General features: G+C 61.3%; 13 protein-coding genes. 9 read left to right on the top strand and 4 right to left on the bottom strand.

Annotated elements, in window-relative coordinates; all coding sequences use genetic code 11:
* From ACYQ1A_RS11225 to ACYQ1A_RS11200, 6 genes are all read left to right on the top strand, one after another.
* Nucleotides 1–375 carry a response regulator gene (locus ACYQ1A_RS11225; protein WP_499362106.1) on the top strand — a complete coding sequence of 125 codons (375 nt, stop codon included), beginning with the start codon at nucleotides 1–3 and terminating at the stop codon, nucleotides 373–375.
* Nucleotides 372–2,816, top strand: a complete 2,445-nt coding sequence (locus ACYQ1A_RS11220; protein ID WP_499362105.1) for a chemotaxis protein CheA — start codon at nucleotides 372–374, stop codon at nucleotides 2,814–2,816. The genes ACYQ1A_RS11225 and ACYQ1A_RS11220 overlap by 4 nt, the downstream gene beginning before the upstream one ends.
* Complete coding sequence (locus ACYQ1A_RS11215) at nucleotides 2,813–3,052, top strand: hypothetical protein (RefSeq protein ID WP_062224849.1); 240 nt, start codon at nucleotides 2,813–2,815, stop codon at nucleotides 3,050–3,052. Before ACYQ1A_RS11220 ends, ACYQ1A_RS11215 begins: the two co-directional genes overlap by 4 nt.
* 74 nt (nucleotides 3,053–3,126) lie before the next feature.
* Nucleotides 3,127–3,501, top strand: a complete 375-nt coding sequence (locus ACYQ1A_RS11210) for a response regulator transcription factor (protein ID WP_499362104.1) — start codon at nucleotides 3,127–3,129, stop codon at nucleotides 3,499–3,501.
* Nucleotides 3,502–3,506: 5 nt separating this feature from the next.
* Complete coding sequence (locus ACYQ1A_RS11205) at nucleotides 3,507–4,124, top strand: hypothetical protein (RefSeq protein WP_499362103.1); 618 nt, start codon at nucleotides 3,507–3,509, stop codon at nucleotides 4,122–4,124.
* Nucleotides 4,125–4,127: 3 nt separating this feature from the next.
* Entirely contained in the window at nucleotides 4,128–5,357 is a 1,230-nt protein-coding gene (locus tag ACYQ1A_RS11200) for a sensor histidine kinase (RefSeq protein ID WP_499362102.1), read from the top strand.
* A 32-nt stretch (nucleotides 5,358–5,389) separates the two neighbouring features.
* On the opposite strand, the gene ACYQ1A_RS11195 is transcribed toward ACYQ1A_RS11200, so the two are convergent.
* Both ACYQ1A_RS11195 and ACYQ1A_RS11190 read right to left on the bottom strand, forming a co-directional pair.
* Complete coding sequence (locus ACYQ1A_RS11195) at nucleotides 5,390–7,408, bottom strand: helicase-related protein (protein WP_499362101.1); 2,019 nt, start codon at nucleotides 7,406–7,408, stop codon at nucleotides 5,390–5,392.
* Nucleotides 7,409–7,475: 67 nt separating this feature from the next.
* On the bottom strand, nucleotides 7,476–8,252 hold the full coding sequence (locus ACYQ1A_RS11190; RefSeq protein WP_499362100.1) for an AraC family transcriptional regulator: 777 nt from the start codon (nucleotides 8,250–8,252) through the stop codon (nucleotides 7,476–7,478).
* A 141-nt stretch (nucleotides 8,253–8,393) separates the two neighbouring features.
* On the opposite strand from ACYQ1A_RS11190, the gene ACYQ1A_RS11185 reads away from it, so the two are divergent.
* Both ACYQ1A_RS11185 and ACYQ1A_RS11180 read left to right on the top strand, forming a co-directional pair.
* Nucleotides 8,394–9,611 carry an MFS transporter gene (locus ACYQ1A_RS11185; RefSeq protein WP_499362099.1) on the top strand — a complete coding sequence of 406 codons (1,218 nt, stop codon included), beginning with the start codon at nucleotides 8,394–8,396 and terminating at the stop codon, nucleotides 9,609–9,611.
* A 377-nt stretch (nucleotides 9,612–9,988) separates the two neighbouring features.
* Nucleotides 9,989–10,999, top strand: a complete 1,011-nt coding sequence (locus tag ACYQ1A_RS11180; RefSeq protein WP_499362098.1) for an alpha/beta hydrolase — start codon at nucleotides 9,989–9,991, stop codon at nucleotides 10,997–10,999.
* A 55-nt stretch (nucleotides 11,000–11,054) separates the two neighbouring features.
* On the opposite strand, the gene ACYQ1A_RS11175 is transcribed toward ACYQ1A_RS11180, so the two are convergent.
* A complete protein-coding gene (locus ACYQ1A_RS11175; RefSeq protein ID WP_499362097.1) occupies nucleotides 11,055–11,777 on the bottom strand; it encodes a PEP-CTERM sorting domain-containing protein in 723 nt (240 codons plus the stop codon).
* 337 nt (nucleotides 11,778–12,114) lie between these two features.
* Between ACYQ1A_RS11175 and ACYQ1A_RS11170 the strand changes: the two genes are divergently transcribed.
* Nucleotides 12,115–12,426: a hypothetical protein gene (locus ACYQ1A_RS11170; protein ID WP_062224095.1), complete on the top strand. Its 312-nt coding sequence runs from the start codon at nucleotides 12,115–12,117 to the stop codon at nucleotides 12,424–12,426.
* Between the two features lie 75 nt (nucleotides 12,427–12,501).
* Here the strand turns inward: ACYQ1A_RS11170 and pip are convergent, their stop codons facing one another.
* Nucleotides 12,502–13,446 carry a prolyl aminopeptidase gene (gene pip, locus ACYQ1A_RS11165; protein WP_499362096.1) on the bottom strand — a complete coding sequence of 315 codons (945 nt, stop codon included), beginning with the start codon at nucleotides 13,444–13,446 and terminating at the stop codon, nucleotides 12,502–12,504.
* Nucleotides 13,447–13,481: the final 35 nt, after the last annotated feature.

The raw sequence follows: 13,481 nt of genomic DNA, 5'->3' as shown, positions 1-13,481 counted from the left end.
ATGAAACGGGTTCTGATTGTTGATGACGCTACGACAGTGCGTCTGTATCACCGGCAAATCCTGGAGGCCGCGGGCTATGCCGTGGCTGAAGCCGCCAATGGCATCGAAGGGCTGGAAAAAGCGCTGGTCGATACGTTTGATCTGTTTGTGATCGATGTAAACATGCCGCGCATGGATGGCTACAGCCTGTTGGCGGCGCTGCGGGAAGACGCGCGCTCCAGCGCGACCCCGGCCATGATCATTACCACCGAAGCGCTGGAACGCCACCGCGAACGCGCCACCCAGACCGGCGCTAATCTGTGCCTGCTTAAACCGGTGGATGCCACCGAGCTGGTGGTGTACGCCGATATGCTTACGGGCGGCGCCCACGCATGAATCCGCTGTTATCCGGGTTTATTGGTGAAAGTCGCGAATTGATCGGCGATATGGGCGAGGTGCTGGCGCTGGCCCGGCGCGGTGCCGCCGATGCGCAGAGCGTGCATCGCTTGTTCCGGGCGTTTCATACCATCAAAGGCAATGCGGGCTTGTTTGATTACGAGCCGGTGACGCAACTGACGCACAACGGCGAAACGGTGCTGGCAGCGGTGCGTGATGGTTCGTTGACGCTGGATACGGCCTTGGTGGACGTGTTGTTTGAGGTGGCCGATCAGTTAAGCGAATGGATAGACCAGATCGAAGCCGATGCGCCGCTCAGCGACGATGCCGCCTTGCAGGCTCGCCTGGCCGCGCATGCGCCCGGAGCCGGGCCCGAAGCCGAAGCGCGGGTCACGCCGCCGTTGCAGGCTGCCTGGTTGCGCTGCTTGCCCGAAGCAGACCGGATACGCGCGCTGCAGGCGGCGTTGCAGACCCAGCGTCCGCTGACTTTGCTGCGTTACCGCCCCGATGAGGGCGCTTTTTTTGCGGGCGAAGACCCGCTGTATAACCTGCGGCAGATCGACGATTTGCTGGCGCTGGGCTTTAGCGCAGCGCAGCCCTTGCCAGCCCTGGCGGAGCTCGACCCGTTCCGCAATCTGCTCACGTGGTTTGCCTTGAGCCATGCCACGCCAGCGGCGCTGGCCAAAATCAAGGCCGATTGCAGCGGCGAATTTGATGTGTACGAAATCCAGCCCTTGCAGCTGATCCAGTTGCCCGCGCGTGACGAAGCGCTGGCGCAAGTGCTGCCGCCGCTACTCAAATCATTGAACGATGGCCGCACCGGCAGCTTGCTGGATCAGGCCGCCGACCTGCTGGCCGCCGTGCCGCCCACACCGCGTGCCCGCAGTACCGCGCTGTGGCTGGAAGCGCTGCTGGCGGCGCAGGCCGCTCCGACTGCGCTGCGTTATCTGCTCGATTACGCCATCCATCACGAACAGGCCGACTGGAACGCCCTGGCGCCCGCCGCGCCCGATGTCAGCAGCGCTGAAACGCGCTTGCCGCTGCATCTGACCTTGTTGAAACAGCAGCGCGATGTGCTGGTTGCGTCGGCGCCAGAACGCCTGCCGGTGGTGTTGCCGTCGGTGCGCATGGTGGTGGCCAATGTGGCGCGCGCGCTGGATATGCAAAGCGTGCTGGACGGCGTGCGCCCCGAAACAGACGCGCCCACCCTGCAAGCCGATGCGCTGGTGGCCGCGATTACCCAGCTGCTGCAAAGCTGCACGCCCGGGGCCGCCGCTGCGGTGCCGGTGGCGGCGACGGTTGCCACGGAACGCTTACGCATCAACGCCGAGCAAGTGGACGAGGCGCTGGGTTTGCTCAGCGAATTGCTGATCACCCGCCATACCCTGCAAAGCACCATCAATGCGCAACAAATGCAGCTGGCATTCACGGCGCCGATGCAGCAACTCGACCGGCAAATCGGCCAGTTGCTGAATGTGGTGCAAAAGATGCGGCTGGTGCCACTGGAACGCGTGTTTGAGCGCTTGCCGCGACTGGTGCGCAGCCTGGAACGCAAGCTGGGCAAGCCGGTTGATTTTGAATTGAGCGGCGGCGAAGCCTTTGCCGACAAGGCGGTGGTCGACGCCTTGCACGAGCCGCTGGTGCATTTGCTGCGCAACGCGCTGGATCATGGCATCGAAGACGCGGACGTACGCCGCGCTGCGGGCAAACCACCGCAAGGGCGTTTGCGCGTGCACGCACAACAGCACGAAGAACGGGTGGTGCTGGAAATCAGCGATGACGGCGCTGGCATCGATCCGGCTAAAGTACGACAGCGCGCCCGCACGCAAGGCTTGCTGGATGCCGAACGCGCCGAGCGCATCGACGATGAAGCGCTGTTGCAACTGGTGTTTGAACCCGGCTTCTCCACCTCGACCGGCGTCTCGGAGATTTCCGGGCGCGGCGTGGGCATGGACGTGGTGCGGACCACGTTGCGGCAACTGGGCGGCGAAGTGCAGCTGGCCAGCACGCCGGGCGAAGGCACGCGGATTAATCTGAGCATGCCGGTCAGCATGATGTTGTCGCGCGTATTGCTGGTTAAAGCGGGCGGGCAACTGTTTGGCCTGCCGGTCAGCAGCCTGGTCGAATCGCTGCCGCTGGCGCGCACTACTCTGCAAAGCGTCAAGGGCGCGCAAACGCTGGTGTGGCGCCAGCAAATGTATGCCGTGTTCGATCTGGCCGGCTTGCTGCAACTGGTGTCGGGCGAGCGCGGCCGTGCCCTGCATATCACCACCGCGCCTGGCGATTTTGTCTTGCTGGTGGATCAGTTGCTGGATACGGTCGATGTACTGATCCGGCCGCTGGAAGGTGCCCTGGCCGGTTTGCCGCAATATGTAGGAACGGCGATGGCTGGCACCGGCGAAGTTTTTCTGGTTCTTAATCCGGCGGGGCTGGTGCGATGAGCGTACAAGTACAGGACGGTCGTATCACGCTGAGCGGCATTTGTCCGGTCGGCGACGCGCAGCCGCTATTGAATGCCTTGCTGGAACACCCGGCCGCGCCGCTTGATTTGAGTGGCTGCCGCCATTTGCACGCCGCCTTGTGGCAGATCGTGCTATGCGCGGGCGCTCGGGTCGGCGGCGCACCGACAGACCCGTTTGTAACTATCGTGTGCAATAGCACGCTACGCGCAAGCTAAAACAACAACGTAAAGCCATTACGGCAACACAGACACAAAACACAGACCTGGTAGCAACCAGCAAAGGGAAAAGCATGGCAAGCGACGTAAAAACCGTCTTGATCGTGGACGACAGCTCCGTATCACGCATGATGGTGCAAAACCATATTTCGGATCAGATGCCGGACTGGCAATTTGTGCATGCCAGGTCCGGCGTTGATGCGCTGGAAAAATTGAAGACGGTCACGCCTGATCTGGTTACGCTCGACCTGAACATGCCTGAGATGGATGGTCTGGAAGCCGCACAACGCATCGCCGAAGTGTGCCCGACCGCCAAAATCGCCATCGTAACCGCCAATATCCAGGACAGCATGCGACGCAAACTGCAAGGCCTGGGCATCTTCTTTGTGGCGGTGGTCGAAAAACCCATCAACGAAGCAGGCGTCCGCAAAATTCTGTTCGGAATGTAAACGCCATGAATATTGTGCTGACTGAACTGCAGAAAGAAACGCTTGAGGAGGTCTTCAACATCGGCATGGGCCGCGCCGCCGCGGCCTTGTCGACGCTGGTGAACGAAGAAGTCACGCTAAGCATTCCGTCCGTGCGCCTGATGCAACGCAAAGAAGCGGCATTGGTGCTGGGTGGGACTGGCCGCCGTGTCTGCAGCATTACCCAGGTACTGCGCGGCGAATTTGGCGCCGATGCCATCCTGATTTTTCCGGAAGAAAAAAGCCTGCAACTGGTGCGGCTGATGTTGGGCGAATCGGTTGATCTGACCTTTGTGTCCGAAATCGAACGCGAAGCGCTGACGGAGGTGGGCAATATCATCCTGAATGCCTGCATCGGCACCATCACCAATCTGCTGGAAGGCGAGTTTTCGATTTCGCTGCCGGTGTTCAAGCAGGGCGATTGTGTGGAAATCATGCAGGGCGCCAGCGATGAACAAGAACAAGTGGTCATGCTGCTGCATATCGATTTCTCGGTAGAGAAATACGAAATCAGCGGCCATGTGGCGTTCGTGCAGGATGTGCGTTCGTATCAGGGTTTTGTTGAACGTATCGAACGCTTTATCCAGAAAGCCATGCGGAGCTAAGGCATGGATACTCAAGAGCAAATGGTGGAAATCGGCCCCTTATGTGAGCAAGTGCTGGTCACGCTCAATCTGGGTGTGATTGTGGTCGACCAGGCGATGCAGGTACTGGAATGGAACGACTGGATGTCGCGCCATTCCGGCATCGAGCGCAAGACGGCGCTGAACAAGCCGGTGCTCGAGTTGTTTCCGGGCTTGAGCGGCACCCGGTTTGAGGCGGCCATCCAGCAAGCCTTGTTGCTGCATCAACCGGCAATACTGACCGGCTCGCTCAACCGCAACCCTTTGCCCTTGTATGGCAACCCGGCTGGCGCGCGGCATGACCGCATGCATCAGGCGATACAGATCCTGCCGTTGCGACACTCGTCCGGCCAGCATTTTTGCGTGATCCAGGTCAGTGACGTCTCGGCCGCATTTGAACGCGAAGCCGCCTTGCGCCGCCAGGCCAGCCTGCTCAACGACAGCCTGCAAGCGCAATCGCGGCTGATGCATGAGCTGGAACAACATAACGATCTGCTCGATCTGCAAGTGCGCGAGCGCACCGCGCAACTGGAAGAGCTGGCGCGCCATTTGCAGGACGTGACCGAAGCCGAAAAATCGCAGCTGGCGCGGGAGCTGCACGATGAGTTGGGCTCGATCCTGACTGCCGCGCGCATCGACGTCAGTTGGTCGGCGCGCAAGCTGGGCGATAGCGTGCCGGAAATCCAGGACAAATTGCAGCGCGTGCTCAACAACCTGTCTGAAGCCATCCAGATGAAGCGCCGCATCATCGACGGCATGCGCCCGACCTTGCTGACGCAATTTGGCCTGGTCGAAGCGCTGGAATTTGCCGCTGGTGAGATGGCCGACGTCAATGGCTGGCAACTCGGGCTTGATCTCGACGTCAAGGCGCAGCATCTGCCGGAAGATATCTCGCTGGCATTGTTCCGCGTGGCGCAAGAAGCGCTGACCAATGCCGCCAAATACGCTCAGGCCACGCGCGTTGATTTGCTGTTGCAACTTGATCCGGAAGAAATCTGGTTTACCGTAGCCGATAACGGCATCGGCATGACCGAAGAAGCGCGCAATACGCCGCGCACGCACGGCATTCTGGGCATGCGCCAACGCATAGTGGCGCGTGGCGGCGACTTTGAATTGATCTCGGTGCCGGGCAAGGGCACGCGCGTTGAAGTGCGTTTGCCCTTGGGTCCGGGTGAAGGCGCCGCACCGGCGCCAACACCCGCTCCGCAACAATAAGGCCCGCCGTGCGTGCCGGGCGGGCCCCGGTATTACTTGCTGCGGTGGCGCAGATGTCCGCCGCGTTTATCACCCCGTTTGTCCCCAAAGCCGCCCTGACGCGGCTTGCCGTGCCCGTCGCGGCGTCGATGCGTGTTCTGCGCTTGCAGCAGATGATCGATTTTCTCTGAGGTGGATTGCATCAGCGATTGCGCCATCTCTCCACTCGGAAAAGTCTCGGGCATGCGGTAACCCAACCATGCATAGGCGGCATACAGCTTGCAGGTGTCTTCCAGATACTGCAGCTCGTTACGCCCACCCATGCCTTCCATGCGCAGCAACGGCGCTTGTTTGCGCGTGGCGCGGATGCGGGCCCAATCCTGCAAGGCGCGTTCCAGCATCGGTACCTTGGTCGAGATCGGACACAGGCTGAAGGCAAAGCGATCCGGCAACGACAGCGTCAGCGTATCCAGCCATTTGGCTTTTTCCATTTGCTCGGTCAGGTTGGCGGGCAAAAAGAATTCGTCGTGCACGTTGATGTGCCGGGTAAACAGTTCCAGCAAGGCCTGCAGGCGCGTCTGGCCGCTGGCGTTGGCAATCTGCTGCAGATAATCAAGGTTGGGCGCAACAAAGAAGCCGGTGGCGGGCAAGGGTTCCAGCTTTTGCCGCAACAAGCTGCCGATCACTTTGTGCGTCTGCGCATCCAGGCCCGCGACAAAGCCGGCTTCATGCTCACCAAATCGCCCGGCGCGCCCGGCAATCTGCTTGGCCAGCGCCGCGCTGATGGTGCCCTCGGCGTAGCCATCCCACTTGTGCGACGTCGTAAAAATCACCCGGCGCGCTGGCGTATTCAGACCCATGCCGATGGCGTCGGTACCCACCACGATGCGGGTCTCACCCGTGATAAACCGCTCCGCCTGCGCCTGGCGCACTTCCGGCGACAGATTGCCGTAGATGGCCGATACCGGCATGCCCAGCGCCAGAACCTGATCGCGCCAGTTCAGCACATCACGCCGTGAAAACGCGATCAACACATCGCCCGGCTTCAGATTGCGCAAACTGCCCAGCGGCTGCGGGTCCATCTGCAACGGCGACATGCGTTCTTTGTGAATGACTTCGAGCGTGCCACCCACGCGCTTGACCAGCGCCTCAATGGCGGGCTGCGCTTCGGCCGCGCCCAACAGATAGACGATCTTCGCCGGCACGCCACACACGGCGGCCGTCCACGCGGCACCGCGATCGGGATCATCCAGCAGCTGGATTTCATCGATCACCGCCACTTCGATCGGCTTGTTGGGGTTGAGCATCTCTACCGTGCTGGCCACGTGCGTGGCATCGGGATGCAGCTTGCGTTGCTCGCCGGTAATCAGGCTGACCGCCACGCCCGCATCTTGCAAACGGCGATAGTTTTCCAGTGCCAACAAACGCAAGGGGGCCAGATAGGCACCGGTCTCGGCCTGGGCCAGATGTTCCATCGCGGCATGTGTCTTGCCGGAGTTGGTGGGGCCCAGCACGGCAATAAAGTGGCGCGACATGCTTTGCGCCACCACAAAAGACTCGGGATACAAAGACAGATTGACCGCATCGCGCGTTTGCCGCGCCTGGCGGTCTTCGACACTGCTACCGGCCTGGTCTTCGATCCGCTCCAGCGCCAGCTTGCACCGCACGCGTGCCAGCTCGTAGCGACCCTGCAAGGCGTTGAGCGCGCTGCCGGGGTCAAGCTCGGCCGATTGCGCAATCTTCAACACGTTTTGCGCGCACTCGGTCAGTTGCGCTTCCAGTTTGGCCCGCGCCGCCGGATTCCAGCGCGCCTGCAGCAGCTCCAGCCGCGCCGAACTATCCATGCGCCGCCATTTGTTGGTCTTGGCCAGATAGCCGTCGTCGGGCACCACGTGATACGGAATCACGCGCTTGTTGACGGTAATGTCGCCGTGTACTGAGACGGCGTAACTGTTGTCGCTGGTAATCAACGCCGCGCGCTGCTGCTGCAGATAAGCATTGAGCTGCGTGGTGGCGGAATCGGGGAGGGTGCCTTCGGTGTCGGAGGCGGGCGGGAGCGGGGTGTCGGTCATAGGCGGCAGTATACATGGCGGCGCTGCGGCCCCGCAGCGCGGCCTGCGCCAGCCTGGCGTGCGGGTGCTATTGGGCCTGGCGCAGATAATCGCGCGGCGCCGCCCCCAGCACGCGTTTGAACATGGTGGTAAACGAGGCCGGGTTGTCATAGCCCAGGTCCAGCGCCACGCGGGTAACGCTTACGCCTGCGGCCAGGCGCGGCAACGACACCAGCAGACAAGCTTGCTGGCGCCAGGCAACAAAGCTCAATCCAGTTTCGCGGCGGAAGATGCGGCTGAACGTGCGCACGCTCATCTTGAGTTCGGCGCTCCATTGCTCGGCGGTCTGGTGCACTTCCGGCTGACGTAAAAAAGCGAAGCAACGTTCCGCGATGCGGGCGTCGACCGGGTAGGGCAGCGACAGCGGCAGCGCGGGCATGCTGCGCAGTTCGTGCTCGATCAGCGTCATCAGTGCGGCGTGGCGGCTATGCGGCGCGTAGGCCAGCGGCACATCCAGCGCTTCGGCCAGCAGGCTGCGCATAAACGGCGTAATCAGCACCACCTGGTTGTGCGCGGGCATATCGCTCAGATGCTCGGGGCTCAGATACAGGCTTTGCATGCGCACCTGGCCGATGCAGCGCACCGCATGGGTCAGGCCGGGCGGAATCCAGATGCCACGCTGCGGCGGCATCACCCATGCGCCGTGCTCGGTCGTCACCACCACGGTGCCGCTGCTGCTGGATAACAACTGCCCGCGGCGGTGTGTATGCGGCGCAATACGATGGCCGTCGTCGTAGTCGTTGCCCGTCGCCACCAAGGGCTTGGCGAGATGTTCGATGTCTTCAATATGGACTTCACGCACCATGGCCGACACTCATAAGTAGTAGGCCCATTGTCGATGGCGGGCCATTGCCGCCCGCCACTAGTATCACGACTAGCGCATCGATGCCTAGCCTGGCGCGCCACCCCGGCGTGTTTTATCGACCCCTACCATGACGAGCGAGCCATGACCTCCACCGCCATCCCTCTGCCCGCGCCCCGCAGTAGCAGCACGCAATATCACGTGCTGGGCGCCGTCAGTTTTTGCCATTTGCTCAACGACATGTTGCAGGCGCTGCTGCCTGCGGCTTATCCGATTTTGCGCGGCGGCTTCAATCTGTCGTTTGCCCAGATCGGCTATCTGGCGCTGGTGTACCAGATCACCGCGTCCATCCTGCAGCCGTTTATAGGCTTTTATACCGACAAACATCCCAAGCCATTTGCGCTGCCCTTTGCCATGTTGGCCTCCGGGTGCGGACTGATGCTGCTGGCGTTTGCCGGCAGCTATGCCGGGCTGATGGCCGGGGCGGCCATGCTGGGCCTGGGCTCGTCGATCTTCCATCCCGAATCATCACGCATTGCCCGGCTGGCCTCGGGCGGATCGCATGGGGTGGCGCAGTCCTTGTTCCAGGTGGGGGGCAATATCGGCTCGGCGCTAGGCCCGCTGGCGGCCGCGTTTATCGTGCTGCCGCAAGGCGAGAAAGGCATGGCCTGGGGCGGCATCGCGGCCATCGTTGGCATCGTCATCATGACTGCGCTCAGCCGCTGGTATCGCGATGTGCTGCGTGAACGCGCCCGCAACCCGGCGCATGCAGCGCGTGCCAAAGCAGCCAGTCTGCCCGCCTTGAGCAATACGCAAATCCGCAACGCAATGCTGATCCTGGTGCTGTTGCTGCTGTCCAAATACGTTTACCTGGCCAGCTTCACCAACTTCTATCCCTTCTTCATCATGCATCGCTTCGGGCTGAGCACGCATGATGCGCAGCTGTGCCAGTTTGTCTTCTTTGCCGCAGTCGCCGCCGGTACGGTGATGGGTGGCCCGGTGGTGGATCGCATCGGCCAGAAGAAAGTGATTGCCTGGTCCATCCTTGGCACGCTGCCGTTTACGCTGGCATTGCCCTACGCCAACTTGCCGCTCACGTTGGCGCTGAGCGTGGTGATCGGGGTAGTGCTGTCGTCGGCATTCCCGGCCATCATCGTGTTTGCCCAGGAACTGGTGCCGGGCCGCACCGGCATGATTTCCGGGATGTTCTTTGGCTTTATCTTTGGCGTCAGCGGCATCAGCGCCGCCTTGCTGGGCGGCCTGGCTGATCGCTGGGGCATCGATGCGATTTACCAGGTGTGTTCATTCCTGCCGCTGATGGGCTTGCTGGCGTGGCGCTTGCCGGAGCGCAAACGGGTGTGATCGCATAGGGTGGGTCTAGACCCACCAGCCAAAGCCATCGAGCAAGGCATTGCCACTTGCGTTCTTGTCCCTGACTTTGATTGGTGGGTCTAGACGCGCCAGCCAAAGCCATCGAGCAAGGCGTTGCCACTTGCGTTCTTGTCCCCGACTTTGATTGGTGGGTCTAGACCCGCCAGCAAAGCCATCGAGCAAGGCGTTGCCATTGCGTTCTTGTCCCCGGCTTTGATTGGTGGGTCTTGACCCACCCTATGTGAGGCGCTGACTACGATGGGCATGGGGTGGATCGTGACCCGCCCCGTGCCGCATTGGCCTTGCTTGCCGCGTGGCGGAGTGCCTGCCAGGATTCAGGCTTCTCACCTTCCTTTTCGAGTTCAGCCATGCGCAGAGACCACAGCATCGCCACCGGCAGCGTCCACCGTTTGCACATCGATAGCCACGTGTTGGCAGACAACTTTCTCGGTGACGCGCCACGTCGCATCGTCGATGTGTACGTGCCTGCCGGGCATGATGGTCGTGGCCTGCCCTTGCTGGTGGATCTGGTCGGCTATACCGGCGGCGGCCCGGCGCATACCAACTGGAAAGGGTTGGGTGAAAGCGCGCCCGAACGGCTGGACCGGCTGATGGCCAGTGGCGCAATGCAGCCTGCCGTCGTGGCGTTTCCGGATTGCTTTACCCGGCTCGGGGGCAATCAGTACGTTAACAGCGCGGTGATGGGGCGCTGGGAAGATTTTTTGATCGACGAAATGTTGCCCACGGTCGAACAGCAGTTTGCCTGCGGCGGGGCCGGGCGGCGCGGCGTGTTCGGCAAAAGCTCGGGTGGCTTTGGCGCGATGTGGCATGTGCTCAAGCGCAGCGATATCTGGTCGGCGGCAGCGTGCCATTCGGGTGATATGGCTTTCGATATTGTCTATCTGCCCGACGTCTATCCGGCCTTGATGACGCTGGAAAAACACGGCGGCATTGAAGGCTTTATGCGCTATTTCGAAGCAGCAAAAAAACCCTCCGATGACGATATCCACGCCCTGATGATGCTGGCCATGGGCGCCACCTACGATCCGGCGCCAGACCAGTATCTGGGATTGCGCTTGCCGGTGGATCTGGATACCGGCGAGTTGATCGCCGAGCGCTGGCACAACTGGCTGGCGTTTGATCCGGTCCGGCTGGTGGATACCCAGATTGATGCGCTAAAGGGATTGAAAGGCCTGTATATCGACTGCGGCACCCTCGACCAATACAACATGATTTTTGGCCATCGCCAGCTGCGCAACAAGCTGACCGCCGCCGGCGTGCCGCATCGCTATGAAGAGTTTGTCGATAACCACAGCAGCATCGATTACCGCATGGATATCAGCCTGCCGTTTCTGGCGCAGGCTTTGCGCGACGCGTAGCCGCAGGCATCACGCCCGCCCTGCTGCGGCGGACGTGATGCGATCAAGCCGGGTTTCAGGCGGCTTGACGCGCTACTGCTCGACGTCGACGTGCTGCCGCCAGCACGCCCACCATGCCCATGCCCATCAGGGCCCAGGTTTCCGGTTCCGGCACCGGCGCGGCAGCCGCGCCGTTGTTGAGTAGCGACAGATCGATCGAAATGGCGCTGTTGGGGTTGGCCGCGCTCAAGGCAAAGCTCACGGTGTTGCTGTCTTGCGCCGACTGGCCGATGGCGGGGTCGGCAAGGGCGCCAGCGGCGTAGTGGTTGTTACCCACACCCAGATCGACCCCGTTTTCGTACAGCTGGCCATAAAATCCGAAATCGAGGTCGGCTTGTGACGCCGGGATGTCGGTAAAGACGTCGTAGCTGATGGTCAGCGTGCCACCCCCGGCACCCACTGCAATGGCTCGCGTGATTGAGGGCGTAATGAAATAGCCGGCCCACAACGAACTGGCATCCAGCTGGAAGCTGAATGTGGTGCTGGTGCCGCTGGTTACCAACGACGCAGTGCTGTCTCTGCTGCCTATGCTCCAGTTCAGGCTGTCTGACGGTGCCAAAGAATAGCCGCCGGCGTTGGCGTACATGTTCCAGATATAGGGCGCGCCCACAAAGGTGGCGTCGCCGCTCAAGGTAAACGTGATGTAGTCATGCGCCGTAACCGGCTGCACCTGCGCCATTGCGACGCTGGAAAGCAGGCTGAGTGCGGACACAAGGGCAAGTCGTGGACGAAACTTCATGGCAGAGATCCTGAGTGTAGGTTGGAGGGCGGATCGCAGCCGTCACAACCCATGCCCGGACATGGTTTCTCGTGTTGCGCCAGCGTGATCCGCCTGTGTTATCTGACATGCGCCGACATAAATCAAATGGCTGCCTGTTGTTTTCTGATATTTGGCTGTCACGATTGGACAGTTATGCGCTTGAACGCGTACCCGGCCGTGGGCGCGCCAGCGCTGCGCTGACGCGCATCAACCACGCCGCCTACCGTTTGCCAGCGCACAGAGTGTGGCCCGGCTTCCGGCGTATGCTGATTGCACCTGCGATATCTGTCGCGGGCATTCATGGAGCATTCGTGCGATGGAATCGATACATTTTGCGCGGCCCAGCATCGAGCGGCTGATCAAAGCCATGCAACTGCAAATTGCGCAGCTTAACCCGACGGGTCTGGATGACCGCATCGAGTGGGGCGCCTGTAATAATCTGCTGCAGGCCTTGGGTTCGTTAGCGGGCGAAGAGTTTGTGGTGATGTGTGTGGATGGGCAAAGCGCGGCGAGCGCGCAGCGTTCCGGCGAGCAGTATGACCAGCCGGTGTTGCTCACCCGTCCGCCGCTGCGGGCCGATCATATGAGCTTGTTTTATGGCAGCAACGACAGCGGCGCGCCTTCCTGAAACCCGCCTTGCAGGCGGCAGAAAAAACGGCAACGCCCATGCAGGCGCTGCCGTTTTAGTTTGCGGCGCGGTGTTTTAGCGCGGCTGCTGGTCCATGGCTTCGATCAGTGCGGAGCGGGTTTCCGGATCAACCGAGCTATGGCCCGCTTGCGTGTAGATCAGTCTGGCCTCTGGCCAGACGCTGGCCAGATCCCATGCGGTTCGGGCCGGGCAGACCATGTCGTAGCGACCATGCACGATCACGGCGGGAATATGCCGGATGCGCTCGATGTCGCGCAGCAACTGGTCGGGCTGCAGAAACATCTGGTGGCGAAAGTAATGCACTTCGGCGCGCGCCAGGCTGATGGCTTTTTCGGGCGTATCAAACTGACCTTCTTCATCCGGCGTATGGACCAGCGTGGTGATGCTGCCTTCCCAACTGGCCCACGCCAGCGCCGCTTGCAAACGGGTGTCGGCATCGGGGCTGCTCAAACGGCGCCAATAGGCTTCGACCATGTCGTGCCGTTCTTCTGGCGGGATAAAGTCGCGATAGCGCTGCCAACGCTCGGGAAACATCCACGAGGCCCCGACACCATCGCCATTGAGCCAGTCCACTTCGTGCTGTCGGCCCAGAAAAATCCCGCGCAAAACCAGGCTCACCACGCGTTCTGGATTTTTTTGCGCGTAGGCGAGGGCCAGCGTTGAGCCCCAGGAGCCGCCAAAAACGATCCAGCGCTCAATGCCCATATGCTGGCGCAAGGTTTCGATATCGGCCACCAGATGCCAGGTGGTGTTGTCAGTCAGTTCGCCCATGGGCGTGGACTGCCCGGCACCGCGCTGATCAAACAGAATGACGCGATAGCGTTGCGGATCAAAAAACCGCCGCGCCGCGGGCGAAATGCCCGCGCCAGGACCGCCGTGCAAAAACACGACGGGCTCGCCATCGGGATTGCCGACCTCTTCAACATATAACTGGTGCACCGCATCGACGCGTAAACGTTGTGTCTGGTACGGCTCGATTTCGGGATAAAAGTCACGCATGGTTGGCTTCTTTATTCGGGAATATTCGGGATCAA

It is taken from the genome of Silvimonas sp. JCM 19000, from assembly GCF_054652575.1.
This window is presented reverse-complemented; position numbering and strand designations above follow the sequence as displayed.

Coding starts and splice junctions, on each gene's coding strand:
- ACYQ1A_RS11225 (WP_499362106.1), top strand. CDS start 1: ATGAAACGGGTTCTGATTGTTGATGACGCTACGACAGTGCGTCTGTAT.
- ACYQ1A_RS11220 (WP_499362105.1), top strand. CDS start 372: ATGAATCCGCTGTTATCCGGGTTTATTGGTGAAAGTCGCGAATTGATC.
- ACYQ1A_RS11215 (WP_062224849.1), top strand. CDS start 2,813: ATGAGCGTACAAGTACAGGACGGTCGTATCACGCTGAGCGGCATTTGT.
- ACYQ1A_RS11210 (WP_499362104.1), top strand. CDS start 3,127: ATGGCAAGCGACGTAAAAACCGTCTTGATCGTGGACGACAGCTCCGTA.
- ACYQ1A_RS11205 (WP_499362103.1), top strand. CDS start 3,507: ATGAATATTGTGCTGACTGAACTGCAGAAAGAAACGCTTGAGGAGGTC.
- ACYQ1A_RS11200 (WP_499362102.1), top strand. CDS start 4,128: ATGGATACTCAAGAGCAAATGGTGGAAATCGGCCCCTTATGTGAGCAA.
- ACYQ1A_RS11195 (WP_499362101.1), bottom strand. CDS start 7,408: ATGACCGACACCCCGCTCCCGCCCGCCTCCGACACCGAAGGCACCCTC.
- ACYQ1A_RS11190 (WP_499362100.1), bottom strand. CDS start 8,252: ATGGTGCGTGAAGTCCATATTGAAGACATCGAACATCTCGCCAAGCCC.
- ACYQ1A_RS11185 (WP_499362099.1), top strand. CDS start 8,394: ATGACCTCCACCGCCATCCCTCTGCCCGCGCCCCGCAGTAGCAGCACG.
- ACYQ1A_RS11180 (WP_499362098.1), top strand. CDS start 9,989: ATGCGCAGAGACCACAGCATCGCCACCGGCAGCGTCCACCGTTTGCAC.
- ACYQ1A_RS11175 (WP_499362097.1), bottom strand. CDS start 11,777: ATGAAGTTTCGTCCACGACTTGCCCTTGTGTCCGCACTCAGCCTGCTT.
- ACYQ1A_RS11170 (WP_062224095.1), top strand. CDS start 12,115: ATGGAATCGATACATTTTGCGCGGCCCAGCATCGAGCGGCTGATCAAA.
- pip (WP_499362096.1), bottom strand. CDS start 13,446: ATGCGTGACTTTTATCCCGAAATCGAGCCGTACCAGACACAACGTTTA.